Source organism: Salipiger bermudensis (assembly GCF_020171625.1).
Classification (GTDB): domain Bacteria; phylum Pseudomonadota; class Alphaproteobacteria; order Rhodobacterales; family Rhodobacteraceae; genus Salipiger; species Salipiger bermudensis_B.
Map to the genome: position 1 here is coordinate 593,279 of NZ_JAIUZY010000001.1, position 25,903 is coordinate 619,181.

Consider the following 25,903-nt stretch of genomic DNA (forward strand, 5'->3'; position numbering starts at 1 on the left):
TGTTCCCATGATTCCGCCGGCAGGAAAAGGCCGACGGGCCATCGTTCGCGGTATCCCGCGCACTCACTGGCGGTCACTGGGGCCGGGCGCTAGCGGCGCGTCCAGCCCCAGAGGCAGAGCAGCTCGGTCGCCACATGTGCGCCGGCGATGGCGGTGGCGCCGGTGGTGTCGAAGGGCGGAGAGACCTCGACCACGTCGCCGCCCTTGAGGTCGATCCCCGCCAGCCCGCGCAGCATCACCGCCGCCTGATGACTGGTCAGCCCGCCCCAGACCGGCGTGCCGGTGCCCGGCGCGAAGGCCGGATCGAGCGCGTCGATGTCGAAGGTCAGGTAAACCGGGTGGTCGCCGACGATCGCCTTGGCCTGCGCCACGATCGCCTCGGGCCCTTGCCCGTGCACTGCGCGCGCGTCGAGGATGTGAAAGCCCAGCGTGTCGGGATTGTCGGTGCGGATGCCGATCTGCACCGACCGCGTCGGATCGACCAGACCCAGCTTCACCGCCTTGTACATGAAGGTGCCGTGATCGATGCGGTCAAAATCGTCATCCGCCCAGGTGTCGGTGTGGGCGTCGAACTGGATCACGCTCAGCGGGCCGTACTTGGCCGCATGGGCCTTGAGCAGCGGCAGGGTGATCGAGTGATCGCCCCCCAGCGTCACCATCGCCGCCCCCTGATCGAGGATGCCCTTCGCGTGCGCCTCGAGCGTCGCCGGGAAGGCCGGCACGTTGGCATAATCGAAGGCCAGATCGCCGTAATCGGCGATGGCGAACTCGCTCAGCACGTCATAGCCCCAGCCGTAGGGCGCATCGCAAGGCTGCAGCAGCGATGCCTCGCGGATCGCGCGCGGCCCGAGCCGCGTGCCGCTGCGGTTGGTCACCGCCTGATCGAAGGGCACGCCGGTCACCGCCACGTCGACGCCGCGCAGGTCCTTGGTGTACTTGCGCCGCAGGAACGATGTGGCACCGCCGAACACGTTCTCGAAACTCGGCCCCTTCAGCTCCTCGCGGGTGAAGGCGTGATCGATCTGGGTCTTTGCGTCTTCCAGCGCCATGATGGTCCTCGGCCTTGTCCTGTCAGCTCTTGAGCGGCAGCGCGGTCTCGACCAGCCGCGCGAAGAAGCTCGCACCCATCGGCGCGATCGCGTCGTTGAAATCGTATTGCGGGTGGTGGCAGTTCGGCGTGTCACCCTGCCCGAGGAACAGGTAGGCGCCGGGGCGCGCCTCGAGCATGTAGGAGAAATCCTCGGCCGGCATGATCGGATCGATGTCGTCGCGCACGTTCTCGGGCCCCACCACCTCGCGCGCCACCTGCGCGGCAAAGCGCGTCTGTTCGGCGTGGTTGACCGTCGGCGGATAGCCACGCTCATAGGTCACGCTGGCGGTACAGCCATAGACCTGCGCCTGCAACTCGGCGATCTCGCGCAGGCGTTTCTCGGCGAGGTCGCGGATCTCGGGCCGGAAGCTCCGCACCGTCCCGGCAAGGAAGGCCGTGCCGGGAATGATGTTATGCGCGGTGCCGGCATGGATCTGCGTCACCGAGACCACCAGCTTGTCGATGGCCGAGACGTTGCGGCTGACGATGCTCTGCAGCGCCTGCACCATGGCCGAGGCCGCAGGAATCGGGTCGGCGCTCTCCTGCGGCTCGGCGCCGTGGCCACCGACGCCCGTGATGTCGATGCGGAACTCGTCGGCCGAGGCCATGAGCGGGCCCGGCGCGGTGTGGATATGGCCCTCGGGATCGCCCGGCGAGTTGTGGATGCCGTAGACCTCTTCGATGTCGAAACGGTCCATGATGCCCTCTTCGACCATCACCTTGCCGCCGCCGCCGCCCTCTTCGGCGGGCTGGAACAGCAGCGCCACGCGGCCGGCGAAGTTGCGGGTCTCGGCGAGGTACTTGGCCGCGCCCAGAAGCATCGTGGTGTGGCCGTCATGACCGCAGGTATGCGCCATGCCCGGCACCTTCGAGGCGTGCTCGGTGCCCGAAAGGTCCTCCATCGGCAGCGCGTCCATGTCGGCGCGCAGCCCGATGGTGCGCCCGGGTTCGCGCCCCTCGATGATCGCCACCACGCCGGTCTTCGCGATGCCGGTATGGATCTCGGAAATGCCGAAGCCTTTGAGCTGCTCGACCACGAACGCGGACGTCTTGACGCAATCGAACAGCAGTTCGGGGTTCTGATGCAGGTGCCGACGCCACGCGGTCAGCGTGTCGGCCTCGGCGGCGATGGAATTGATGACGGGCATGTCGGTCTCCTTCGAAGGCTCCCCCGAGCCCGCTTTCGCCTATCGAACCCCAAAGCGCTCAGCGCTGCAAGGGCTGGCGGGCCTCGATCAGCTTGGCAAAGAAGCTCGCCCCGATCGGTGCCGCCTCGTCGTTGAAATCGAACTTCGGATGGTGGCAGAATGGCCCCTCGCCCTGCCCGAGATAAAGGAACGCACCCGGCCGGGCCTCAAGCATGTAGGAGAAATCCTCGGCCCCCATCGAGGGCACGCTGTCGTCGATCACCTCGGCGACCACCTCGCGCGCGACGCCGACGGCAAAGGCGGTCTGCTCGGCGTGGTTGATGGTCGGGGGATAGTTGCGCTCGTAGTCGAGCTCGGCGGTGACCCCATAGGCCATGGCCTGCCCGGCGACGATCTCGCGGATGCGCCGTTCGGCCATGTCGCGGATGCCGGGATCAAAGCTGCGCACGGTCCCGGCGAGATAGGCGGTCTCGGGGATCACATTGGTGGCCGAGCCGGTCTGCACCACGGTGAGCGAGACCACCAGAGATTCCAGGGGATCGGTGTTGCGCGCCGGCACCGTCTGCAGCGCCTGCCCGATGGCCAGCGCGCAGGGAATGGGATCGATGCAGGTGTCGGGATGCGCCGCATGACCGCCGCGCCCGGTGAGGCGCAGCTCGAAATCGTCAACCGCCGCCATCAGCGGGCCGGGCCGCGTGGCGATCTCGCCCAGCGGGCGCGACGGATCGGTGTGCAGCGCATAGACCTGCTCGATGCCGAAGCGCTCCATGATGCCTTCCTCGACCATGATGCGGCCGCCGCCGATGGTCTCTTCCGCAGGCTGGAAGATCAGCGCCACCTTGCCCGCGAAGTTGCGGGTCTCGGCCAGGTATTTCGCGGCGCCCAGCAGCATCGTCGTGTGGCCGTCATGGCCACAGGCGTGCATCTTGCCCGGCACCTCCGAGGCGTGCTCCGCGCCGGTATCCTCGTCCATCGGCAGCGCGTCCATGTCGGCGCGCAGGCCGGTGACGGGCCCCGCGCCCTGCCCCTCGACGATCGCCACCACGCCGCTTGTCGCGATGCCCGTGTGAATGTCGGTGATGCCGAACTCGCGCAGCCGCTCGACCACGAAGGCGGCGGTCTCGTGACACTCGAGGCTAAGCTCGGGATTGCGGTGCAGATGCCGCCGCCAGGTCTTCATCTCCTCGGCGTAATCGGCGATGCGGTTGACGATGGGCATGGGTGGACTCCGGAACTTCCTTGGCGCAGGACTGCACCCAATACCGAAACGCGGGGGAAGTCCATGAGCGACACGCAGAGCAACGCAGCGCCGCAAGACCTGATCCACGACCCGAAGGGCGGCATGCCGCGCCTGCTCGAGATCATGCGCCGGCTGCGCGATCCCGAGACCGGCTGTCCGTGGGACGTGGCGCAGGATTTTGCCACCATCGCGCCCTACACCATCGAGGAAGCCTACGAGGTCGCCGACGCCATCGAGCGCGAGGCCTGGGGCGAGCTGAAGGGCGAGCTGGGCGATCTGCTGTTCCAGTCGGTGTTCCACGCCCAGATGGCCAGCGAGCGCGGGCTGTTCACCTTCGACGAGGTGGCCGACACCATGTCCGACAAGATGGTCGCCCGGCATCCCCACGTGTTCGGCGACGAATCGAACGCCAAATCCCCCGAACAGCAGGTTTCGGACTGGGAGGCGATCAAGGCCGAGGAGCGCGCGGCGCGGGCCGAGAAGGGTGTGCTCGACGGCGTGGCGCTGGGGCTGCCGGCGCTGCTGCGCGCGGTGAAGCTGCAAAAGCGCGCCGCGCGGGTGGGCTTTGACTGGCCCTCGACCGACGGGGTTATCGACAAGATCGTCGAGGAGGCGCAGGAACTGCGCGAGGCCCGCGATCCCGCCCATGTCGAAGAGGAGTTCGGCGACCTGCTCTTCGTCATGGCCAACCTCGCGCGGCATCTGGGCATCGACCCCGAAGCGGCGCTGCGCGGCACCAATGCCAAGTTCACCCGCCGCTTCGAAGCGATCGAGGCGGGGCTGGCTGCGCGCGGCAAGCGTCCCGAGGACAGCACGCTCGAAGAGATGGACGCGCTCTGGGACGCGGCCAAGGCGCAGGAGAAGGCCGAAAAATCCTGATAGAACCAGTCGGTCATTGACCCGACCAAAACGATCAGGTTATGTCCCGCCATCTGCAATCCGCACCGATGGGAGACCGATATATGCGCCTTGCAACCACCGCCCTTGCCCTGATCGCGACCGTGAGCCCGGCTCTGGCCGAAGAGGTGAACCTCTATTCCTACCGCCAGCCGGAGCTGCTGGCGCCGCTGACCGAAGCCTTCACCGAGGCCACCGGCATCGACGTCAACGTGGCTTTCCTCGACAAGGGCATGGTCGAACGGCTGCAGGCCGAGGGCGACCGCTCGCCCGCCGATCTGGTCTTCACCGTGGACATCTCGCGTCTCTCGGCGGTGGTCAATGCCGGGCTGACGCAGGCGGTCGACAGCGACGTGCTGAACGAGAACGTGCCGGAACAGTACCGCGACCCCGAGGGTCACTGGTTCGGCCTGACCACCCGCGCGCGCATCGTCTACGCCTCCAAGGACCGCGTCGATCCCTCCGAGGTGACCAGCTACGAGGATCTCGCCGACCCCAAGTGGGAAGGCCGCATCTGCACGCGCTCGGGCACCCATCCCTACAACGTGGCGCTGGTCTCGGCGATGCTGCACCACCACGGCGAGGAAGAGACCAAGACCTGGCTCGAGGGCGTGAAGTCCAACCTCGCGCGCAAGCCGCAGGGCAATGACCGCGCCCAGGTCAAGGCGATCTGGTCCGGCGAATGCGACATCTCGCTCGGCAACACCTACTACATGGGCAAGATGCTCGAGGATGACGAGCAGACCGAATGGGCCGAGTCGGTCAACGTGCTGTTCCCCGAGTTCGAGGGCGCCGGCACCCACGTGAACATCTCCGGCGTGGCGATGACCAAATCCGCGCCGAACCGCGAGAACGCGCTGAAGATGATGGAATTCCTGACCCAGCCCGAGGCACAGGAAATCTATGCCCACGCCAACTACGAATACCCGATCGCGCCCGGCACCGAGGCCGACGAGCTCGTGCAGGGCTGGGGCAGCTTTGAGGCCGACGACGTCAACCTGATGACGCTGGCCGACCTGCGCGCCGATGCGCTGCGCATCATCGAAGAGGTCGATTTCGACGGCTGACCGGCCGCCCACCCGGTGACCGATCTCAGGCGCGGTGCTCTTCGGGGCCCGCGCCTTTCTCCTGTCCGCCGCCTTTTTCTTGTCCGTTCCCAGCGCCCTGCCCCGGAACCAGCACCCGGACGCCATCCCCGGCCTGCCTCCGGCGGGAGTATTTTTGACGAAGAGAAGCCAGGGGCGCTGCGCCCATGTCTTCTTCTGGCCGAAAATATCCCGGGGGAGTCCGCGCGCAAGCGCGGGCGGGGGCAGCGCCCCCAACGGCACGAGGGCCCTCACGCGGCGCCCCGCCGGAGCAGGACACGCGCCCGCACGAAACGAAAACGGCGCCCCAAGGGGACGCCGCTTGATAACTTCCGGTCGGTCCGGAGGCGTCGCTTACGACGCTTCCTTGATGAACTTGACCGCATCGCCGAAGGTCTGGATCGTCTCGGCGGCGTCGTCCGGGATCTCGATGCCGAACTCTTCCTCGAAGGCCATGACCAGCTCGACGGTGTCGAGGCTGTCTGCGCCCAGATCGTCGATGAACGAGGCGCTCTCGGTCACCTTGTCTTCTTCAACGCCGAGATGCTCGACAACGATCTTGCGCACGCGATCAGGGATATCGCTCATGTTTCCGTCCTCACATTTGTCCGGGCCCTGCGGCCCTCTCTGCCCTTGCCCCACCGGGGTGGTGGCTCAACTTCGCCCTTAGCGGGCGCCTCAACCCCGGATGGTCCGGGTCCGGCCTTGCAGTGCGACGGATCGCACCCCCCGGCCTCGTTCACTGCGCGCCTATATCATAAGGGACCGGGTTGGCAAATGCTTTCCGCCCCTGATGAAACACGCTTTTACAGCATCGCCATGCCGCCGTTTACATGCAACGTGGCGCCGGTCACGTAGCCTGCCTCGGGGCTCGCGAGGTAGAGCACCGCCGAGGCGATCTCGTCGGCGCTGCCCATTCGGCCCGCCGGAATCTGGCCGAGGATCCCGCCCTTCTGCTCGTCGTTCAGCTTGTCGGTCATCGCGGTCTCGATGAAGCCCGGCGCCACCGCGTTGACGGTGATCCCGCGCGAGGCGACCTCGTAGGCCAGCGACTTCGACATGCCGACCATGCCGGCCTTGGCGGCGGCATAGTTGCCCTGCCCGGGGTTGCCGGTGGCGCCGACGACCGACGAGATGTTCACGATGCGGCCCCAGCGGGATTTCATCATGCCGCGCAGCACACCCTTGCAGAGCTTGAAGGTGGCGGTGAGGTTGACGTCGAGCACCGACTGCCACTCATCGTCCGACATCCGCATGAAGAGGTTGTCGCGGGTGATACCGGCATTGTTGACGAGGATGTCGACGCTGCCCATCGCCTCGGCCGCCTGCTTCGGCAGCGCCGCCACCGCCTCGGGGTCGGACAGGTTGCAGGGCAGCACGAAGGCCCGCTCGCCCAGCTCCTCGGCCAGCGCCTGCAGCGGCGCCTCGCGGGTGCCCGAGAGCCCCACCGTCGCGCCGGCCTCGTGCAGCGCCTTGGCGATCGCCCCCCCGATGCCCCCGGAAGCCCCGGTGATCAGCGCGCATTTTCCAGTCAGATCGAACATGGCTCGGCTTGCCTCTCTATCTCTTGTCAGTTCTGTCAGGTCTTGGTGCTTGCTGTCGCGTATCGCATCGGCCTGCGTGCAGCGCAAGCGCGCGCCGCGCGAGGCGCCCGCTTGCGCGGCAAAAGGGGCCTTACTCGGCCGCTTCCAGCACCTTGGCCACATCCTCGGGCGTGCCCACGGTCTGAACGCCCGCCGGGCGGTGGATGCGGCGCACCATGCCGGTCAGGGCCTTGCCGGCGCCGATTTCCCAGAAGTCGCTGACGCCCTGCGCCACCATGTATTCCACCGACTCGCGCCAACGCACCGATCCGGTCACCTGCTCGACCAGCAGGGCGCGGATCTCGGCGGGATCGGTGACTGCGCTGGCGCGCACGTTGGCGACCAGCGGCACGCGCGGCGCGGCGATCTCGACCGCGGAGAGCGCCTCGGCCATGACGTCTGCGGCGGGCGCCATCAGCTCGCAATGGAACGGCGCGCTCACCGGCAGCATCACGGCGCGCTTGGCGCCCTTTTCCTTAGCGATCTCGACGGCGCGCTCGACCGCGGCCTTGCTGCCCGAGATCACCACCTGCGCGGGATCGTTGTCATTGGCCGCAGCACAGACGCCGCCGCCCTGCGCGGCCTCTGCCGCCACCGCCTGCGCGGTGGCGAGATCCAGCCCGAGCAGCGCCGCCATGGCGCCCTCGCCCACCGGAACCGCCTGCTGCATGGCGCGCCCGCGGGTGCGCAGCAGCCGCGCCGCATCGGCGATGCTGAGCGCACCGGCGGCGGTGAGCGCGGAGTATTCCCCCAGCGAGTGACCGGCCACGAAGCTCGCGGCTGAGATATCGATGCCCTCGGCCTCAAGCGCGCGCATCGCCGCAAGAGAGGTGGCCATCAGCGCCGGCTGGGCGTTCTCGGTCAGGGTCAGCGTCTCGGCCTCGCCCTCCCAGATCAGCGCAGAGAGCTTCTGGCCCAACGCCTCGTCGACCTCCTCGAACACAGCGCGCGCCGCCGGGTAGGCCTCGGCCAGCGCCTTGCCCATGCCGATCGCCTGTGCGCCCTGGCCGGGGAAAATGAATGCTCGGGACATCTGCGGTCCTCCCAACTGTTGCGGTTTGCGCACGTCTGCCGTGCCGTTGGAGGCCTCCCTTAGCGCCGTTGCCGTGGCTTCGCAACGCTCACGCACGTGATCTGTGCGCCGCTCCGCAATTGCGCTGCGGCGCAGCATCGCTAGGTTGAACGCCGTAACACCCCCACCCGACAGGACCCCCGGATGCCCCTTTCCAACACCGCCACCTCCTACGGCAGCCTCGCGCGGACTTTCCACTGGCTGATCGCGCTCGGCATCCTGATGATGATCCCGCTCGGCTGGATCGCGCATCTCGCGCCGATGCAGGATGCGGACCAGATCGCGCTCAAGACGGCGCTGTTCTCGACCCACAAGACGCTCGGCGTGGCGATCTTCCTGCTGGCGCTGGGACGCATCCTCTGGGCCATCGTGCAACCGCGCCCGGTGCCGCTGCACCCCGAGCGCCGCGCCGAGACCACGCTGGCGGAGGCCGTGCACTGGGCGCTCTACGCGGCGCTGGTGATCGTGCCGCTGTCGGGCTGGATCGAGCACGCCGCGACCGACGGATTCGCGCCGATCTGGTGGCCCTTCGGACAGGATCTTCCGTTCGTACCGAACGATCCGGCCCTGGCCGAGACCTTCGCGACGGTGCATTTCCTCGCGCAGTGGCTGCTGGTGGGCGCTCTCGTGCTGCACGTGGCCGGCGCCATCAAGCACGCCGTGCTGGACCGCGACGCCACCCTGCGCCGCATGGCCCGTGGCGCGCCGGCAGGACGGCCCGGCGCGCGCCACGGCGGCGCGGCCCCGGCGGTGCTGGCGCTCGCGGCCTGGATCGCGGTGCTCGGCGGCGGCGCGGCGGCGGGGTATTTCACCACCGACGAGCGCGGCGAGACCCCGGCGCTGGAAGCCGCCGCCTCGGACTGGCAGGTCGAGGAGGGCACGCTCTCGATCAGCCTCGTGCAGATGGGCTCCGAGGTCACCGGCAGCTTCGCCGACTGGACAGCGGCGATCAGCTTCGAGCCGCAGGACGCACCGGGCAAGGCCGGCGAGGTCGAGGTGACGATCTCCATCCCCTCGCTGACGCTCGGCTCGGTCACCAGCCAGGCGCTCGGCGCGGACTTCTTCGCCGCCGACGACTTTCCCACTGCCAGCTTCCGCGCCGACATCGTGAACGCGGCCGATGGCTACGAGGCGCAGGGCACGCTGTCGCTCAAGGGCGCCGAGATGCCCGTCACCCTGCCCTTCAGCCTGACCCTCGACGGCGACACCGCGAAGATGGAAGGCCGCACGACGCTCGACCGGCGCAACTATGGCATCGGCGACAACATGGCCGACCCCGGCCAGCTGAGCTTCGAGGTCGAGGTACTGGTGGAGCTGACCGCCACCCGCAGCGACGACACCTGAGGCCTGCCCCGGCCCCGCGGGCCGGGCTGCCTCCGGCGGGAGTATTTTTGACGAAGAGAAGCCAGAGGCACAGCGCTCCTGGCTTCTTTGGTTCAAAAATACCTCGGGGGTGAATTGGCGCACAGCGCCAAGAGGGGGCAGCGCCCCCCTCTCTTTTTGGGAGGCGCACCTCTGGTGCGACATGGCGCAGCGCCCGATGCGGTTGCGGCACGGCGCGCTGGGCGCTTCGCGCTGGCCCGGGCCCTCGCTGCGTGCTATCGGCTCGGCCATGACCCAGATCACCTTGCGACGCCCCGACGACTGGCACCTGCACCTGCGCGATGGCGCGATGCTGCGCGCCGTGACCCCCGAGACCGCGCGCCATTTCGGGCGCGCCATCATCATGCCCAACCTCATGCCCCCGGTGGTGACCGGCGCGCAGGCGGCGGACTATCGCGAACGCATCCGCGCCGGCATCCCCGAGGGCAGCGACTTCACGCCGCTGATGACGCTCTACCTCACCGAGGAGACCGACCCGGCGGATGTCGCGAAGGCCAAGGCCCAAGGCATCATCACCGCGGTGAAGCTCTACCCCGCGGGGGCCACCACCAACTCGGCCTCGGGCGTGCGCGATTTCGACAAGGTCCGCCCGGTGCTCGAGACCATGGCCGAGCACGGCATTCCGCTCTGCGTGCATGGCGAGGTGGTCGATGGCGATGTCGACATCTTCGACCGCGAGGCGGTGTTCATCGACCGCGTGCTCGATCCGATCCGCCGCGCCACGCCGGGCCTGCGGGTGGTGATGGAGCACATCACCACCAAGGACGGCGTCGACTACGCCCGCGCGGGCGGCGACACGCTGGGGGCCACGATCACCACGCATCACCTGGTGATCAACCGCAACCACATCCTCGTCGGCGGCATCAAGCCACATTACTACTGCCTGCCCGTGGCCAAGCGCGAGACCCATCGCCAGACCCTGCTCGAGGCGGCGACGAGCGGAGACAAGAGCTTCTTCCTCGGCACCGACAGCGCGCCGCATACCGATCCCAACAAGGAAAGCGCCTGCGGCTGCGCCGGCTGCTTCACCGCCACCAACACCATGTCGGTGCTGGCGGAGGTGTTCGAGCAGCAAGGCGCGCTCGACCGGCTCGAGGCCTTCACCTCGCTCAACGGACCGGCCTTCTACGGGCTCGCACCGAACGAGGCGCGGATCACGCTCGAGAAGGGCGATGCGGTGCGCTATCCCGAAAAGATCGAGACAGGCGACGGCCCGGTCACCGTGTTCGATCCCGGCTTTCCGCTGCACTGGCGCGTGGTCTGAGCCTAGGGGTACGGTAAGAGCTGACGGCACCGGCCCCTCGGGCCGGTGCGAGGGGCGCTGCCCCTCTGCCGCGCAGGGCGCGCGGCATTCACCCCGAGGTATTTGTCGAACCAGAGAAGATGCGGGGCCTTCCCTGCGGGGCCGGTTTCGGGCTAGAGGGGCGGCGTCTTTCAGTCAGGAGTCTGCCCGATGATCCCCTCGTCCTATCCCTCGTCCGAAGAAATGGCTCGCCTCACCGCGCGGATGCTGTGGGAGATCGGGGCGGTGCATTTCATGGAGAACGGCGCGCCGTTCAAGCTGGCCTCCGGCCTGCCCTCGCCGGTCTATATCGACTGCCGCAAGCCGAACTCCTTCCCGCGGGTGCGCGCCACGCTGATGGATTTCCTCACCGTCACCGTGATGCGCAACGCAGGCTTCGAGGCGTTTGACAACATCGCCGGCGGCGAGACCGCTGGCATCCCGTTTGCCGCCCTGGTGGCCGAGCGCATGGCGTTGCCGATGACCTATGTGCGCAAGAAGCCCAAGGGCTATGGCCGCAATGCCCGCATTGAGGGCGTGATGAGCGAAGGCCAGCGGGTGCTTCTGGTGGAGGATCTGACCACCGATGGCGGCTCCAAGCTGAGCTTCGTCGACGCGATCCGCGAGACCGGCGCCAGCTGTGCCCACACGGCGGTGATCTTCTATTACGGCATCTTCCCCGAGACCACCAAGACGCTCGGCGATCACGGGGTCGAGCTGCACTATCTCTGCACCTGGCACGACGTGCTGGCCGAGGCGAAGGCGCGCGGCGGCTTTGACGCCGACACCCTGGCGCAGGTCGAGGCCTTCCTCGCCGATCCGCGCAAATGGCAGGCGGAAAACGGCGCATAGGCCGGTTTTCTCCCCAGCCACCGCGCTGGGGAGAATCGCGACCACCGCTCTAAATGTTGCGGCAATATTTCGCCGTGATACGATATGAAGACGGTCGTGGGCGCCGCCCACGATCTCCACCGGCTTATCCTCCGGTTGTCCACACACATATCCCGATTGGTGTTTGCGCCTTCATTGGCTATCACGCACCAACCACCCGGGCCGGGGCATAACGGGTCAGAGACAGGCAAGGACAGGGCAGAGCAATGAACGATCACAGCGTGTTCAATCCGACCGGCGTCGAGGTCGAGCAGCCGGAAACGATGCCGCATTCGATCGAGGCCGAACAGCAGCTGCTGGGCGCGATCCTGACCAACAACGACATCTACGACCGGGTGGCCGCGATCCTCAGCGCGCACCATTTCTTCGAGCCGGTGCACGCCCGCATCTACGAGATCGCCGCCGCGCGCATCGCCAAGAACAACCTCGCCTCCCCGGTGACGCTGAAGGCGTTCATGGAGGATGACGAGGGCCTCAAGGAGCTGGGCGGGCCGGCCTACCTCGCCCGTCTCGCCGGTGCCGCGGTGTCGAGCTTCGCGGTGCGCGACTACGCCCAGATGATCTATGACCTCGCGGTGCGCCGCGACCTGATCCAGCTGGGCCGCGACATCGCCTCGAAGGCCGCCAAGGTCGACGTGAAATCCGAGCCCAAGGAACAGATCGTCGAGGCCGAACAGGCGCTGTACAAGCTGGCCGAGCAAGGCCAGACCGAGGGCGGCTTCCAATCGTTCCTGCGCGCCGTGACCGAGGCGGTGAACGTCGCCAACGCCGCCTACCAGCGCGAGGGCGGGCTTGCCGGCATCTCTACCGGCCTCATCGACATGGACAAGAAGCTCGGCGGCCTGCACCCGTCGGACCTTCTGATCCTCGCCGGGCGTCCCTCGATGGGCAAGACGTCGCTCGCCACCAACATCGCCTTCAACATCGCCAAGGCCTACAAACGCGGCCAGAAGCATGACGGCTCGGAGGGCGCCATCGACGGTGGCGTCGTGGGCTTCTTCAGCCTCGAGATGAGCGCCGAGCAGCTCGCCGGTCGTATCCTTGCCGAGGCCTCCGAGATCTCGAGCCACAAGATCCGCCAGGGCGACATGGACGAGAAGGAATTCCGCCGTTTTGTCGAGGCCGCGAAGGATCTCGAGGCCTGCCCGCTCTTCATCGACGACACCCCGGCCCTGCCGATCAGCCAGGTCGCGGCGCGCTCGCGGCGCCTGAAGCGGACCCACGGGCTCGACCTCATCATCGTCGACTACCTGCAGCTGCTGCGCGGCACCGCCGATAACCGGGTGCAGGAGATCGCCGAGATCTCGATGGGCCTCAAGGCCATCGCCAAGGAACTCAACATCCCGGTGATCGCGCTGTCGCAGCTGTCGCGTCAGGTGGAAAGCCGCGACGACAAGCGGCCGCAGCTCTCGGACCTTCGCGAATCGGGCTCGATCGAGCAGGACGCCGACGTGGTGATGTTCGTGTTCCGCGAGGAATACTATGTCGAGCGGGAGAAGCCCTCGGACGACCGGCTCGACGAGATGGCGGCGTGGCAGGAGCGCATGAGCCGCCTGCACGCCAAGGCCGAGGTGATCATCGGCAAGCAGCGTCACGGTCCCATCGGCACGGTCGAGCTGTCCTTCGAAAGCCAGTTCACCCGCTTCGGCAATCTGGTCAAACCGTGGCAGCAGGACGGCGACGGCTTCTGAGCCGCCGCCCGCGACCGCTTTCCCACTTGACGCCCCTGCAGGGTTGGATTTCAAGCGAGCCATGGCACAGGCACACCTTACGATCGACCTCGCCGCGATCCGCGCCAACTGGCGCGCGCTCGCAGACCTCACCACCGGCGAGGCCGGGGCCGTCGTGAAGGCGGATGCCTACGGGCTGGGGGTCGACAAGGTCGCCCCGGTTCTCGCCGACGAAGGCGCCAGGCGCTTCTTCGTCGCCATCGCCTCGGAAGGCGTGACGCTGCGCCGGGTGCTGGGCGAAGGCCCCGAGATCTGCGTGTTCTCGGGCCACATGAAGGGCGACGCGGAGCGGCTGCGCGCCGCCAACCTCGTGCCGATGATCAACTCGATCGACCAGATGCTGCGCCATGTCGAGGCCCTGCCCGCCCATCCGTTCGGCATACAGCTCGACAGCGGCATGAACCGGCTCGGCATGGAGCCTTCGGAATGGGCGGCGCTGCGCGAGATCGCGCTGGCGCAGAAGCCGCGGCTGGTGATGTCGCATCTGGCCTGCGCCGACGAGCCCGAGCACGGCATGAACGCGCTGCAGCTGCGCACCTTCCGCGAGATGACCGACGACATCGAGGCGCCGCGCTCGCTCTCCGCCACCGGCGGCATCCTGCTGGGGCCGGACTACCATTTCGAGCTGACCCGCCCCGGCATCGGCATCTATGGCGGTCTGCCCTTTGCCGATGCCACGCCAGTGGTCGAGCTGGCGCTGCCGGTGATCCAGACCCGCGAGGTCACGCCGGGCGAGTCGGTGGGCTATGGCAACGCATGGGTGGCGCGCGTGCCCACCAAGGTCGCCACCATTGCCGCGGGCTACGCCGACGGCATCCACCGGGCGCTCGCCCCAAAGGGCTATGTCTGGGCCGGCAACACCCGCTGCAAGATCCTCGGACGGGTCTCGATGGACCTGATCACCGTCGACGTGTCGGCGCTCAAGGAGGTGCCCGAGCAAGTCGAGCTGCTGGGCCGGAAACAGGGCGTCGACACCGTGGCGGATGCCATCGGCACCATCGGCTACGAGGTGCTGACCTCGCTCGGGACCCGCTACGACCGGACCTATACCGGGGCATGAGCCTTGCCACGCCACTGGCGCTGATCGGCCGTTCGGCTCTGGCTTTGCTGGCCGCCATTGGCCGTGTGACGCTGTTCGCGGGATCTGCGATTAGCCACGTGGTCCGCCCGCCCTTCTATGGGCGCGAGTTCCTCAATGCGCTTCTGCAGATCGGCTGGCTGTCGCTGCCGGTGGTCGGGCTGACGGCGGTGTTCACCGGTGGCGCGCTGGCGCTGCAGATCTATTCCGGCGGGGCACGCTTCAACGCCGAGGCGGTGGTGCCGCAGATCGTCGCCATCGGCATGGTGCGCGAGCTCGGGCCGGTGCTCGTGGGGCTGATGATCGCCGCGCGCGTGACCTCGAGCATCGCCGCCGAGATCGCCACCATGAAGGTGACCGAGCAGATCGACGCGCTGGTCACACTCTCGACCCACCCGATGAAGTACCTCGTCGCGCCGCGCCTTCTGGCGGCGCTGCTCGTGGTGCCGCTGCTGGTGGCCGTGGGCGACGTGATCGGCATTTTCGGTGGCTACGTCGTCGCCACCGGCTCGCTCGGGTTCAACGCGGCGGCATACCTTAAGAACACGGTCGATTTCCTCGAGCCGCTCGACATCGTGTCGTCGCTGGTCAAGGGCTGTGCCTTCGGCGGCATCGCGGCGCTGATGGGCTGCTATTTCGGCATGACATCCGGTCGCGGCGCGCAGGGCGTTGGCCGCGCCACCAAGGGTTCGGTCGAGGCGGCGGCGGTGCTGATCCTCGCGGCCAACTTCCTGATCACGGGGGTGTTCTTCTCGATATGACCGAGACCCGCCCCCCGATGATCGAGCTGCGCCACGTGGCCAAGGCCTTCGGTTCCAAGCCCGTGCTACGCGATGTGGATCTGAGCATTCCGCGCGGCACCTCGATGGTGGTCATCGGCGGCTCGGGCACCGGCAAGTCGGTGACGCTGAAATGCGTGCTTGGCCTGATCGAGCCAGATGCCGGGCAGATCCTCGTCGATGGCCACGACGTGCACGAGGGCGACCGGGACGCGTTCCTCGCCCGGTTCGGAATGCTGTTTCAGGGCGCCGCGCTGTTCGATTCGCTGCCGGTCTGGCAGAACGTCGCCTTCCGCCTGCTGCGCGGTGCGCTCAGGAAGCCCAAGCGCCATGCGCGCGAGATCGCCATCGAGAAGCTGCGCCGCGTGGGCCTGACCCCCGACGTGGCCGATGCCTTTCCCGCCGAGTTATCGGGCGGGATGCAGAAGCGTGTGGGCCTCGCGCGCGCCATCGCCGCCGACCCCGAGATCATCTTCTTCGACGAGCCCACCACCGGGCTCGACCCGATCATGGCCGGCGTCATCAACGACCTGATCCGCAAGATCGTCACCGAGATGGGCGCGACCGCGATGACCATCACCCACGACATGAGTTCGGTGCGCGCCATCGCCGATGACGTGGCGATGCTGCATGACGGCGTCATCAAGTGGACCGGCCCCGTGGGCGAGATGGACCGCGCCGACGACCCGTATCTGCAACAGTTCATCCACGGGCGCGCCGAGGGCCCGATCGAATCCGTGAGGTAGACCATGCTCGAGCCCAGCCCCATCCTGCTAGCCTTCCTGTTCTTCAAGCGCTTCCTCTTTCTCGAGCTTGTCGCCGTTCTGGCGCTGGCCCGCATCATCCGTGCCTCGGGCCCGTCGCGATGGGCGGCCCTGCTGGCGCTGGTGCTGGCGGTGCTTGGCGCGATCGTCCTGCTTGCGCCCGCCGCCGGCCTGACCGGCGGTGCCCTCCTGGCCGGTGCGGCGCAGTTCATGGCCACCGGCGGCGGGATCGCGCCGCTCCTGATCCCCTCGCTCTGCCTCATCGTCAGTGCCGGCCTGCCGGGCCGCCGCGGTCGTGCGCTCGACATCGCGCATGTCATTGTGCTGATCGTGCTCTTCGGCCTCTGGCTGGCGACCCGTCTGGTCTGAGGCGATGGCCAACACGCGCAGGATGGCAACAGCCCTGAAAGCCGCCAATCTCGCGCTGCTCGTGCTGTACCCGGTGGCCTGGGCGGCGCCGCTGATGCGCGCGGGTTTCCTGCCGCTGTTCGGGCTGGACGAGATCAGTGTCCTGTCCGGCCTTCAGGCGCTGTGGCGCAGCGACATCTTCCTCGCGCTGGTCGTCACGGTGTTCGCGCTCTTCGCGCCGTGGCTCAAGACGCTTGGCCTCGCGCTGATCCAGTTTGGCATTCTCGACCGGCGCGCTCTTGGCGCCGTCAGCCTCCTCGGCAAGCTGGCGATGGCCGATATTTTTCTCATCGCGGTATATATCACACTGGCGAAGGGCATCGGCGTGGGCCGGATCGAAACCGCTTGGGGGCTTTACCTGTTCACCGGCTGCATCCTGGCATCGCTTCTGATTTCATTGGCGGAATCGCGGAACAGGACCCGCCTGGGTTGATCCGAATCGGCGGGACAATCCCGCGATTCGATTAAGATTTTGCTAATTCCTGCGGTCAGGTTCCGACCGTCTTAAAAAAAATCTAGGTGAAATTGCAACCTTCGGCGTATTCTTGCCGTTACCAATTTATGCAAATCATAATTACTCCGGGGGCATAAACCCATGATGACGCAGATGCGTGCCACGGCCCTTCTCCTACAGTATCTCATGCAGCGGGTTTCCTACCTGTTGCTCCTCTCTCTGGGGCTTGGCCTTGGCGCTTATTCTGCGGCGGCCGCGCTCGGTTATGTAAATTGGTTGACCATGCCGCTCACCTTCGGCGATCAGGTCGTTCCGCAGGCCGGCATCTACATCCAGCTCGGCCTGACGGTTCTGGCGCTGGGGCTGATGTTCTTCCTGCCCTCCAACGCCCGCATCATGACGCTGGAGAACTCGCACCGGCGCTTTCACATGACCATGCGCGACGTTGCTCGTGCCTATTCCGCCTCGCACCGCGCCGACCGCGAGGGCGTGTTCACGCTGTCCTCGGAATTCGACTCGGTGCGCGAGCGCATCGCTTATCTGCGCGATCACCCCGATCTTGGCGATCTAGAGCCTTCGGTGCTGGAAGCGGCGGCGCAGATGAGCCACGTGTCGCGCGAACTTGCCGACGTCTATTCCGACAGCAAGGTGCAGCGCGCCCGCGATTTCCTCACCGCGCGTCAGCAGGAGCTCGAGGATTTCAACATCCGCCTCGAGCAGGCCAAGCGTGTCGCCAACGAGATCCGCACCTGGCACATGCGCGTCGAACTCGAAGAGGACGTGGCCGAGTCCCAGCTGTCGCGTCTGCGTGACGAACTCGAGGGCATCCTGCCCGAGATCCAGGTGTCCCAGCCGCAGGAGCGAGCGCACAACGTCGCCGCGCTCCGTGATGCGCAATCGGGCTGGGTCCGTGGCCCGGAGCGCGAGGAAAGCCACGCGCAAGAGCCTGTTCAGGCCGACCCGATGGTCGCGGTTATCACCCGGCGCGCGGCGGAATAACTCCCGCCTCGCTGCGAGGCGCTTGCACCTGCCCTGCCGCTGCGCCAAAGAGGCGGCATGGCGCGCGCATCCTCCACCTTTGTCTGTCAGTCCTGCGGCAACACCACCTCGAAATGGTCGGGGCGCTGTGAAGCTTGCGGCGAATGGAACACCATCGTCGAGGAGGCGCCGCTGTCGAGCGGCCCCTCCGGCAAGACCCTCGGCAACGCGCGCGGCCGCGCCGCCAAGCTCACCGACCTCTCGCATCCCGAAGCCCCGCCGCCGCGCACCGCCTGCGCCATCGGCGAGCTGGACCGGGTTCTGGGCGGAGGGCTGGTGCCCGGCTCGGCGATCCTCGTGGGAGGCGATCCGGGCATCGGCAAGTCGACCCTGCTGCTGCAGGCTGCCGCCGCCTTCGCGCAGGCCGGTCTCAAGGTCATCTATGCCAGCGGCGAAGAGGCCAGCGCGCAAGTGCGGATGCGGGCGCAGCGGCTTGGGCTCGAGCAGGCGCCGGTCAAGCTCGCCGCCGAGACCAACCTGCGCGACATCCTGACCACGCTCGAGGAAGAGCGCCCGACGCTGGCGATCATCGACTCGATCCAGACCATGTGGGCCGACAACGTGGGCTCGGCGCCGGGCTCGGTGGCGCAGGTGCGCGCCGCCGCGCATGAGCTGACCACCTTTGCCAAGAGCCGCAACACAAGCGTCATCATGGTCGGCCATGTCACCAAGGACGGCCAGATCGCCGGCCCTCGCGTGGTCGAGCACATGGTCGACACGGTGCTCTATTTCGAGGGCGAGCGCGGCCACCAGTTCCGCATCCTGCGCAGCGTCAAGAACCGCTTCGGCCCGGCCGACGAGATCGGCGTCTTCGAGATGACCGGCGCGGGTCTGTCCGAGGTAGCGAACCCCTCGGCGCTGTTCCTGTCCGAGCGCGGCAAACCAGCGCCCGGCTCGGTGGTGTTCTCGGGCATCGAGGGCACGCGACCGGTTCTGGTCGAGTTCCAGGCGCTGGTCGCTCCCACCCCGCAGGCCAACCCGCGCCGCACGGTGGTGGGCTGGGACGGCAGCCGGCTGGCGATGATCCTCGCGGTGCTCGAGGCGCGCTGCGGCATCCCCTTCGCCGGGCTCGACGTCTATCTCAACGTGGCGGGCGGCATGAAGGTGAGCGAACCGGCTGCCGATCTCGCCGTCGCCGCAGCGCTGCTTTCGGCGCGCGAGGACGTGGCGGTGCCGCCCGAAACCGTGGTTTTCGGGGAAATCAGCCTATCAGGCGCGCTGCGTCCGGTCGGGCAGACCGAAAACCGGTTGAAAGAGGCGCAGAAACTTGGTTTCTCCACAGCCATTCTGCCGCGCGGCGGCAAGGCCAAGGGTTCCGGGATGGAGCTGACCGAAATGGCGGATCTCGCCAGCGTGGTTGGCGAGGTCTTCGGCGCCGGTTAAGAGGGCCCGCACAGGCCGGGACGACAAGGGACAGGATCGGATGGAAGGTTTCACTGTAGTTGATGGCGTGGTTGCCGTCGTCATCGTGCTGTCGGCACTGCTGGCCTATTCGCGAGGCCTCGTCCGCGAGTCGCTGGCGATCGCCGGCTGGATCGCCGCCGCCATTCTCGCCTACATGTTCGCGCCACAGGTGCAGCCGCTGGTTCAGGAGGCTCCGGTGATCGGCGACTTCCTCGCCGACAGCTGCGAGCTGGCGTTGATTGCCGCCTTTGCCGCGGTGCTGGCGGTGGCGCTGGTGGTGATCTCGCTCTTCACGCCGGTGTTCTCGAGCCTGGTGCAGCGCTCCGCGCTTGGCGGGCTCGATCAGGGGCTTGGCTTCATGTTCGGGGTCGCCCGCGGCATCCTGCTCGTGGCAATCGGTTTCTTCGTCTACCAGACGGTGATCACCGCACAGGGCATCCCGATGATCGACAATTCGCGCTCGGCGGCGGTCTTCGCCCAGTTCACCGACCGCATCGAAGAGCAGAACCCCCAGGCGGCGCTCGGCTGGGTCACCCGCCAGTACGAAGACCTGGTTGCGGTCTGTCAGGCGCCGGGCAACAACGACGCCTGAGCCTCTTCCGACAGTCTGAATTGCAAAGCGCGCGGCCCCCGGGCCGCGCGCTTTTCGTTTCTGGTGTCACCTGCGGACGGAGGACATCGCTCCCTTACCGCCCGCTGCGCATCGCAGGTCCACTGGGCGGCGGACCGACTGCAGAGATCCTCGATTTGCCCCGGCCAAGTCCGAAGGACCTCGAAGCCGGGTGACCACCCCGATCGCCATCCCGGAAGTGGACCGGAGATGCCCGGCGGTCTGCGGCCTTGCGTCTGCGCAACAGCGTCCCGCCGCTACAGCAAGACCGTTCGGATCGCGAAGGCAACCGCGCTGATCACCGCCAGCCCGCCGAGATAGAGCAGCACGAACCAGCCCAGTTTGCGAAGCCGGTCGGGCATCAGTGATAGCCCTCGCCAAGCTTCATCTTGCCGCGGAACACCCAGTAGGCATAGGCCGTGTAGGCAAGGATGATCGGCACCAGCACTACCGCGCCCACGAACATGAACATCTGCGATTTCTCAGGCGCAGCGGCCTCTTGCAGCGTCACCGAGGGCGGGATTACGTAGGGCCACATGGACACGCCGAGCCCCGCGAAGCATAGCAGGAACAGCCCCAGCGCCAACACCAGCGGCAGCCAGTCCGGCCCCTTGCCGAAGGTCAGCGCGCGCGCCAGCCACAGCGTCAGGACCGCCACGAGCACCGGCACGATGGCCACCTCGAGAATGCCGGGCCAAACCAGCCAACGCTCGAAATAGGCGGTCTCGAGGAAGGGGGTCGCCGCGCTGACCGCGACGATGCCGCCCACCGTCACCAGCCCCGCGATGCGGGCCAGCCAGCGCGCCCGCTCCTGGATCTCGCCCTCGGTCTTGAGGTTGAGCCAGCAGGCGCCCAGCAGCGCGTAGCCCACCACGACCGAAGCCCCGCAAAGCAGGGTGAACGGCGTCAGCCAGTCCCACCAGCCGCCGGCATAGGCGCGGCCCTCAACGGTGATGCCCTGCAGCAGCGTGCCCAGCGTCATGCCCTGCGCCAGCGCCGCCACGGTCGAGCCGCCCATGAACGCCAGGTCCCAGGTCCGGCGCGAGAACATCCCGACCGAACGCCAGCGGAATTCGAACGCAACGCCCCGGAACACCAGTGCCAGAAGCATGGCGATGATCAGCGGATAGGTCGCCGGCAGGATGATCGCGTAGGCCAGCGGGAAGGCCGCGAACAGCCCGCCGCCCCCCAGCACCAGCCAGGTCTCGTTGCCGTCCCAGACAGGGGCCACGCTGTTCATCATCAGGTCGCGGTCCTGCTTTTCGGGGAAGAACGGGTAGAGGATGCCAAGCCCGAGGTCGAAGCCGTCGAGCACCACGTAGACGAAGACGGCGAAGGCCAGAAGCAGCGCCCATGCGGTTGTCAGATCGAGTGCCATTGCGCGTCCCTCCGGCTTATTCCGCCGGGGCCGAACGGCCCCGGTCGAACTGTTGCTGCGGCGTGATGCCGGCGGCGCGGGTCGGACCGGGCTCGGCATCGACATCTGGCTCGCCGAGGTCGGGTTCGCGGTGCATCAGGCGCAGGATATAGAGCACCCCTGCCCCGAACACGGCGAAATAGATCACGATAAAGGCGATCAGCGACCAGCCCACGGCGCTTGCGCCCAGCGGAGAGACCGCATCGGCGGTGCGCAGCTGGTTGTAAACCACGTAAGGTTGCCGTCCGACCTCGGTGGTGATCCAGCCCGCGATCACCGCCACGAGCCCCGACGGCCCCATCGCGACCATCGCGCGCCAGAGCCAGGGCGAGGCGTAGAGATTGCCGCGCCAGCGCGACACCAGCCCCCAGAGCCCGGCCCCCACCATCAGAAACCCGAGGCCCACCATCACCCGGAACGACCAGAAGATTACCGCCACCGGCGGCTCCTCTTCGTCGGGCACCACGTCGAGCCCCTCCATCGCGCCGTTCCAGCCCAGACCGAAAATCACCGAACTCAGGTGCGGGATCGAGAGCTCGTAGCGCATCTCGCCCGCCTCCTGATCCGGCAGCCCGAACAGGATCAGCGGCGCGCCGTCCTCGTGGCTGTGGAAATGCCCCTCCATCGCCGCGATCTTCACCGGCTGATGCTCGAGCGTGTTGAGGCCGTGCTCGTGGCCCACCATGACCTGCAGCGGCGCGGTCACCACGATCATCCACATCGCCATCGAGAACATCCGCCGTGCCGCGGCGTTGTGCACCCGGCCCCTCAGAAGCTGCCAGCCCCCGACCCCGCCAACGATAAAGGCCGTGGTCAGGTAGGCCGCCGTCAGCGTATGCGCGAGGCGGTAGGGAAAGGACGGGGTGAAGACGATGGCCCACCAGTCCTCGGGGATGAACTGCCCGTCTGCGTTGACGCCAAAGCCCTGCGGCGTCTGCATCCACGAGTTCACCGACAGGATCCACGTGGCCGAGATCGCGGTGCCGACCGCGACCATGGCGGTTGCGAACATGTGCAGCCCCGGCCCCACCTTCTCGCGCCCGAACAGCATGATGCCGAGAAACCCGGCCTCAAGGAAGAACGCGGTCAGCACCTCGTAGGCCATCAGCGGACCCACGACCGGCCCTGCCAGATCCGAGAACACCGACCAGTTGGTGCCGAACTGGTAGGACATGACGATGCCCGAGACCACGCCCATGCCGAAAGCGATGGCGAAGATCTTGACCCAGAAGTTGAAGACGTCGCGGTAGGCCGCGTCCTTGGTCCAGAGATACAGCCCGTTCAGAACCGCGAGGTAGCTTGCCAACCCGATGCTGATCGCCGGAAAGATGAAGTGGAACGACACGGTGAAGCCGAACTGGATGCGCGCCAGCAGCGTTGCGTCGAGGCCGAGGAATGTGTCCATGCCGAGGTCTCCATATGCGGTCCCGCCACCAAGTAGAGCGGATTTCCGCCCGCGCCAGTCGCGGAGCGCGGCAATGCGTCGCGCCCGCCGCGCGTCATGCTCGTGCGGAGGTTGCATAGGCGCAGAGTTTTATGATCCTTCCGTGACATGTATCGCGGATGCGATTATGTGGGGGCAACTCTCCCCAATACCGGATTCGGAGCTGCCCTTGTCCGAGCGCCAAATGCCCCCCGCCCATCCCTTCGATTTCGATGCCGTCGACGGCGACAAGCTGCACGAGGAATGCGGGGTCTTCGGAATGATCGGCGTCACCGACGCCGCCAACTTCGTCGCCCTCGGCCTGCACGCCCTGCAACATCGCGGGCAGGAAGCCGGCGGGATCGTCTCCTACCACCCCGAGCACGGGTTCAACTCGGCCCGCCGCTTCGGCTATGTCCGCGACAACTTCACCAAGCAGTCGCTGATGGAAACCCTGCCCGGCGCGCTGGCCATCGGCCACGTGCGCTACTCCACAGCGGGCTCCAAGGGCGCGCAGATCCGCGACGTGCAGCCCTTCTTCGGCGAGTTCTCGATGGGCGGCGCGGCGATTGCCCATAACGGCAACATCACCAATGCCGAGGCGCTGCGCCGCGAGCTGATCGAGCGCGGCTCGATCTTCCAGAGCTCGTCGGACAGCGAGTGCATCATTCACCTGATGGCGCGCTCGCTGCAGCGCGACATCCCGGCCCGCATGGAAGACGCGCTGCGCCGCGTCGAGGGCGCCTTCTCGGTCGTCGCCATGACCCGCACCAAGCTGATCGGCGTGCGCGACGCGCTCGGGGTGCGCCCACTGGTGCTGGGCCGCGTCGGCGACGGCTGGTGCCTGTCGTCGGAGACCTGCGCGCTCGACATCATCGGCGCCGAGTACGTGCGCGAGATCGAGCCCGGCGAGATGGTGGTCATCACCGAGAAGGGCGTCGAGAGCACGCATCCCTTCCGCAGCCGCAACTCGCGCTTCTGCATCTTCGAGCATGTGTATTTCTCGCGCCCCGATTCGATCATCGGCGGTCGCTCGGTCTACGAGACCCGCCGCCAGATCGGCGTGGAGCTCGCCCGCGAGGCGCCGATCGACGCCGACCTCGTCTGCCCGGTGCCCGACAGCGGCACCCCCGCGGCGATCGGCTATGCGCATGAAAGCGGCATCCCCTACGGCATGGGGATCATCCGCAACCAGTACATGGGCCGGACCTTCATCGAACCGACCGAGCAGATCCGCAACATGGGCGTGCGCCTGAAGCTCAACGTCAACCGCGCCCTGATCCGCGGCAAGCGCGTGGTGCTGGTGGACGACTCGGTGGTGCGGGGCACCACCTCGCGCAAGATCAAGGAGATGATCCTCGATGCCGGCGCCGCCGAGGTGCATTTCCGCATCGCCTCGCCGCCCACTGCGTGGCCCTGCTTCTACGGCGTCGACACGCCCCAGCGCGAGAAGCTGCTGGCGGCGACCATGTCCGAGGACGAGATGTGCGAGCATCTGGGCGTCGACTCGCTCAAGTTCATCTCGCTCGACGGTCTCTACCGCGCCGCGGGCGAAGCGGAGGGCCGCAACAACAGCTGCCCGCAATATTGCGACGCCTGCTTCTCGGGCGAATACCCGGTCGAGCCGGCCGACATGCTCGAGAAGGGCTTCAAGCTCAAGGCTGCGGAATAAGCGCTGCATCGGCGCGCCTTTGCCGGCGCGCCGGCCCCTTCCCGCCCATCCTCCGCCGCCCGTGCCGCGCCTCACAGTGGCGTGACGGGCCGGCGTCTTTCTTGTCCGTCCCACCGGCTTTATTGAGCCGCCCATCCCAAGCGGACCAGACAGGAGGATGGCCAGAATGGCTCAGCAACAAACCCCGAGACAGGTCGCAGAACGCGCCACGAAATCGGTCGAGATTCCGCGCAGCGGCCCGATGCTGCTTGGCGTGTTCGGCGACCGGAACGCCCCCGAAGCGCTGGTGCGCCTGCCCAACGGGCGGCTCGACACGGTGGCGCTCGGCGACCGGGTGAGCGGGCGTCAGGTGGTGGCGATCGCAGACGGCCGCATCGCTCTGGCGCAGCGCGGCAAGGCCTACTGGCTGGAACAGCTCGGCGGACGTTGACAAAGCCCGCCGCGCGGGCCAATGGGGCAGGCATGACCGACCAGATTGCCATCGTCACCGGCGCCTCGCGCGGCCTGGGCTTTGCCCTCGCCGAGGCGCTCGCGCCCCGCTACCACGTCGTCGCCGTCGCCCGCACCGTGGGCGGTCTCGAGGATCTAGACGACCGCATCAAGGCCCGCGGCGGCAGCGCCACGCTGGCCCCCATGGACATCACCGAGCGCGACGCCATGGCGCAGCTCTGCCGCTCGGTCCACGACCGCTGGGGCGGTGCCGCGCTCTGGGTGCACACGGCGATCCACGCGGCCCCCCTCGCCCCGGCGAGCCTGATGGCCCCCAAGGACTTCCAGAAGGCAGTCGGCATCAACGTGGCGCCGATGGGCTATCTCGTGCCCTTCATGGCCCCGCTGCTGGGCGAGGCCGGCCAGGCGCTGTTCTTCGACGATCCGCACGCCGGCGCGCGCTTCTACGGCAACTACGGCGCCACCAAGGCCGCGCAGATCGCGCTCGCCCGCTCCTGGCAGGCCGAGAGCAGCAAGACCGGCCCGCGGGTGCAGATCCTCGAGCCGCGGCCGATGAACACCACCACCCGGATGCGCTTCCACCCCGGCGAAGACAAGGACGCGCTCGCCACGCCCTATGCCGAAGCCGCGCGCCTGCTCGAAGAGGCCGGGCTCGCCTGAGCTGCCAGTTCTCGCGCGTGGCCCGCGACCGACGCCTCCGGCGGGAGTATTTTTGACGAAGAGAAGCCAGGGGCACAGCGCTCCTGGCTTCTTTGGTTCAAGAATACCTCGGGGGTGAATTGGCGCACAGCGCCAAGAGGGGGCAGAGCCCCCTCTTTCTTTCTGAGAGGCGCACCTCTGGTGCGACAGGGCGCAGAGCCCCCTCTTTCTTTCCGGGAGGCGCACCTCTGGTGCGACAGGGGGCAGCGCCTCCTTTACTATGATTGCGCACCTCCGGCGTCTGTCTTGAAAGCGCATCTCCGTTGAAACGGGGCAAAGCGCCCCCGTGCTGCCTTTCCCGCACAC

General features: G+C 67.4%; 26 protein-coding genes. 17 read left to right on the plus strand and 9 right to left on the minus strand.

What is annotated here, in order from left to right; genetic code table 11:
• Positions 1–89: 89 nt before the first annotated feature.
• Genes speB through LCM15_RS02785 form a run of 3 tightly spaced genes read right to left on the minus strand, consistent with a single transcriptional unit; the run spans position 90 to position 3,457 of the window.
• On the minus strand, positions 90–1,049 hold the full coding sequence (gene speB, locus LCM15_RS02775; RefSeq protein WP_224852763.1) for an agmatinase: 960 nt from the start codon (positions 1,047–1,049) through the stop codon (positions 90–92).
• A gap of 22 nt (positions 1,050–1,071) precedes the next feature.
• Positions 1,072–2,238: a M20 aminoacylase family protein gene (locus LCM15_RS02780; RefSeq protein ID WP_224852765.1), complete on the minus strand. Its 1,167-nt coding sequence runs from the start codon at positions 2,236–2,238 to the stop codon at positions 1,072–1,074.
• A 58-nt stretch (positions 2,239–2,296) separates the two neighbouring features.
• Positions 2,297–3,457: a M20 aminoacylase family protein gene (locus LCM15_RS02785; protein WP_224852767.1), complete on the minus strand. Its 1,161-nt coding sequence runs from the start codon at positions 3,455–3,457 to the stop codon at positions 2,297–2,299.
• 63 nt (positions 3,458–3,520) lie between these two features.
• Here LCM15_RS02785 and mazG point away from each other — a divergent pair, with 63 nt between their 5' ends.
• Both mazG and LCM15_RS02795 read left to right on the plus strand, forming a co-directional pair.
• Positions 3,521–4,357 carry a nucleoside triphosphate pyrophosphohydrolase gene (gene mazG / locus LCM15_RS02790; protein WP_224852769.1) on the plus strand — a complete coding sequence of 279 codons (837 nt, stop codon included), beginning with the start codon at positions 3,521–3,523 and terminating at the stop codon, positions 4,355–4,357.
• Positions 4,358–4,440: 83 nt separating this feature from the next.
• Positions 4,441–5,442 carry a Fe(3+) ABC transporter substrate-binding protein gene (locus tag LCM15_RS02795; protein ID WP_224852771.1) on the plus strand — a complete coding sequence of 334 codons (1,002 nt, stop codon included), beginning with the start codon at positions 4,441–4,443 and terminating at the stop codon, positions 5,440–5,442.
• 372 nt (positions 5,443–5,814) lie between these two features.
• On the opposite strand, the gene LCM15_RS02800 is transcribed toward LCM15_RS02795, so the two are convergent.
• The 3 genes from LCM15_RS02800 to fabD all read right to left on the minus strand — a co-directional run bounded on the left by LCM15_RS02800 (position 5,815) and on the right by fabD (position 8,076).
• Entirely contained in the window at positions 5,815–6,048 is a 234-nt protein-coding gene (locus tag LCM15_RS02800) for an acyl carrier protein (RefSeq protein ID WP_007800270.1), read from the minus strand.
• Between the two features lie 218 nt (positions 6,049–6,266).
• A complete protein-coding gene (gene fabG, locus LCM15_RS02805; RefSeq protein WP_224852774.1) occupies positions 6,267–7,004 on the minus strand; it encodes a 3-oxoacyl-ACP reductase FabG in 738 nt (245 codons plus the stop codon).
• A 130-nt stretch (positions 7,005–7,134) separates the two neighbouring features.
• Positions 7,135–8,076 (minus strand): ACP S-malonyltransferase, encoded by a 942-nt coding sequence (gene fabD / locus LCM15_RS02810; RefSeq protein WP_224852776.1) that lies wholly within the window; start codon positions 8,074–8,076, stop codon positions 7,135–7,137.
• A gap of 183 nt (positions 8,077–8,259) precedes the next feature.
• On the opposite strand from fabD, the gene LCM15_RS02815 reads away from it, so the two are divergent.
• The 12 genes from LCM15_RS02815 to LCM15_RS02870 all read left to right on the plus strand — a co-directional run bounded on the left by LCM15_RS02815 (position 8,260) and on the right by LCM15_RS02870 (position 19,918).
• Positions 8,260–9,459: a cytochrome b/b6 domain-containing protein gene (locus LCM15_RS02815; RefSeq protein ID WP_224852778.1), complete on the plus strand. Its 1,200-nt coding sequence runs from the start codon at positions 8,260–8,262 to the stop codon at positions 9,457–9,459.
• Positions 9,460–9,727: 268 nt separating this feature from the next.
• On the plus strand, positions 9,728–10,762 hold the full coding sequence (gene pyrC / locus LCM15_RS02820; RefSeq protein ID WP_224852780.1) for a dihydroorotase: 1,035 nt from the start codon (positions 9,728–9,730) through the stop codon (positions 10,760–10,762).
• A gap of 189 nt (positions 10,763–10,951) precedes the next feature.
• Positions 10,952–11,632, plus strand: coding sequence for an orotate phosphoribosyltransferase (locus LCM15_RS02825; RefSeq protein ID WP_224852782.1), 681 nt, complete (start codon positions 10,952–10,954; stop codon positions 11,630–11,632).
• 245 nt (positions 11,633–11,877) lie between these two features.
• Positions 11,878–13,362, plus strand: a complete 1,485-nt coding sequence (locus tag LCM15_RS02830) for a replicative DNA helicase (protein WP_224852784.1) — start codon at positions 11,878–11,880, stop codon at positions 13,360–13,362.
• Positions 13,363–13,423: 61 nt separating this feature from the next.
• Complete coding sequence (gene alr / locus LCM15_RS02835) at positions 13,424–14,461, plus strand: alanine racemase (RefSeq protein WP_224852786.1); 1,038 nt, start codon at positions 13,424–13,426, stop codon at positions 14,459–14,461.
• Complete coding sequence (locus tag LCM15_RS02840; protein WP_224852788.1) at positions 14,458–15,240, plus strand: MlaE family ABC transporter permease; 783 nt, start codon at positions 14,458–14,460, stop codon at positions 15,238–15,240. The genes alr and LCM15_RS02840 overlap by 4 nt, the downstream gene beginning before the upstream one ends.
• A 17-nt stretch (positions 15,241–15,257) precedes the next feature.
• A complete protein-coding gene (locus LCM15_RS02845) occupies positions 15,258–16,004 on the plus strand; it encodes an ABC transporter ATP-binding protein (RefSeq protein WP_412103272.1) in 747 nt (248 codons plus the stop codon).
• A 3-nt stretch (positions 16,005–16,007) separates the two neighbouring features.
• Complete coding sequence (locus LCM15_RS02850; protein ID WP_224852792.1) at positions 16,008–16,391, plus strand: hypothetical protein; 384 nt, start codon at positions 16,008–16,010, stop codon at positions 16,389–16,391.
• Between the two features lie 4 nt (positions 16,392–16,395).
• Complete coding sequence (locus tag LCM15_RS02855) at positions 16,396–16,863, plus strand: paraquat-inducible protein A (protein WP_224852793.1); 468 nt, start codon at positions 16,396–16,398, stop codon at positions 16,861–16,863.
• A gap of 303 nt (positions 16,864–17,166) precedes the next feature.
• A complete protein-coding gene (locus tag LCM15_RS02860) occupies positions 17,167–17,883 on the plus strand; it encodes a DNA repair protein (protein ID WP_224852795.1) in 717 nt (238 codons plus the stop codon).
• Positions 17,884–17,940: 57 nt separating this feature from the next.
• Positions 17,941–19,305, plus strand: a complete 1,365-nt coding sequence (gene radA / locus LCM15_RS02865) for a DNA repair protein RadA (RefSeq protein ID WP_224852797.1) — start codon at positions 17,941–17,943, stop codon at positions 19,303–19,305.
• 40 nt (positions 19,306–19,345) lie between these two features.
• Positions 19,346–19,918, plus strand: a complete 573-nt coding sequence (locus LCM15_RS02870) for a CvpA family protein (protein ID WP_224852799.1) — start codon at positions 19,346–19,348, stop codon at positions 19,916–19,918.
• Between the two features lie 275 nt (positions 19,919–20,193).
• Here LCM15_RS02870 and LCM15_RS02875 read toward each other — a convergent pair whose 3' ends face one another.
• The 3 genes from LCM15_RS02875 to LCM15_RS02885 are packed head-to-tail and all read right to left on the minus strand — an operon-like array spanning position 20,194 to position 22,758.
• Positions 20,194–20,298, minus strand: coding sequence for a DUF2474 domain-containing protein (locus LCM15_RS02875; protein WP_224852802.1), 105 nt, complete (start codon positions 20,296–20,298; stop codon positions 20,194–20,196).
• The gene (gene cydB / locus LCM15_RS02880; protein ID WP_224852804.1) at positions 20,298–21,314 is read right to left on the minus strand and encodes a cytochrome d ubiquinol oxidase subunit II; all 1,017 of its coding nucleotides are present in this window, start codon (positions 21,312–21,314) and stop codon (positions 20,298–20,300) included. Before cydB ends, LCM15_RS02875 begins: the two co-directional genes overlap by 1 nt.
• Positions 21,315–21,330: 16 nt before the next feature.
• Positions 21,331–22,758, minus strand: coding sequence for a cytochrome ubiquinol oxidase subunit I (locus LCM15_RS02885; protein WP_224852806.1), 1,428 nt, complete (start codon positions 22,756–22,758; stop codon positions 21,331–21,333).
• Positions 22,759–22,981: 223 nt separating this feature from the next.
• Between LCM15_RS02885 and purF the strand changes: the two genes are divergently transcribed.
• The 3 genes from purF (at position 22,982) to LCM15_RS02900 (ending at position 25,558) form a co-directional block, all read left to right on the plus strand.
• Complete coding sequence (gene purF, locus LCM15_RS02890; RefSeq protein ID WP_224853063.1) at positions 22,982–24,448, plus strand: amidophosphoribosyltransferase; 1,467 nt, start codon at positions 22,982–22,984, stop codon at positions 24,446–24,448.
• Positions 24,449–24,614: 166 nt separating this feature from the next.
• On the plus strand, positions 24,615–24,878 hold the full coding sequence (locus LCM15_RS02895; RefSeq protein ID WP_224852808.1) for an amidophosphoribosyltransferase: 264 nt from the start codon (positions 24,615–24,617) through the stop codon (positions 24,876–24,878).
• A 32-nt stretch (positions 24,879–24,910) separates the two neighbouring features.
• The gene (locus tag LCM15_RS02900) at positions 24,911–25,558 is read left to right on the plus strand and encodes an SDR family NAD(P)-dependent oxidoreductase (protein ID WP_224852810.1); all 648 of its coding nucleotides are present in this window, start codon (positions 24,911–24,913) and stop codon (positions 25,556–25,558) included.
• The last annotated feature ends 345 nt before the right edge of the window (positions 25,559–25,903 follow it).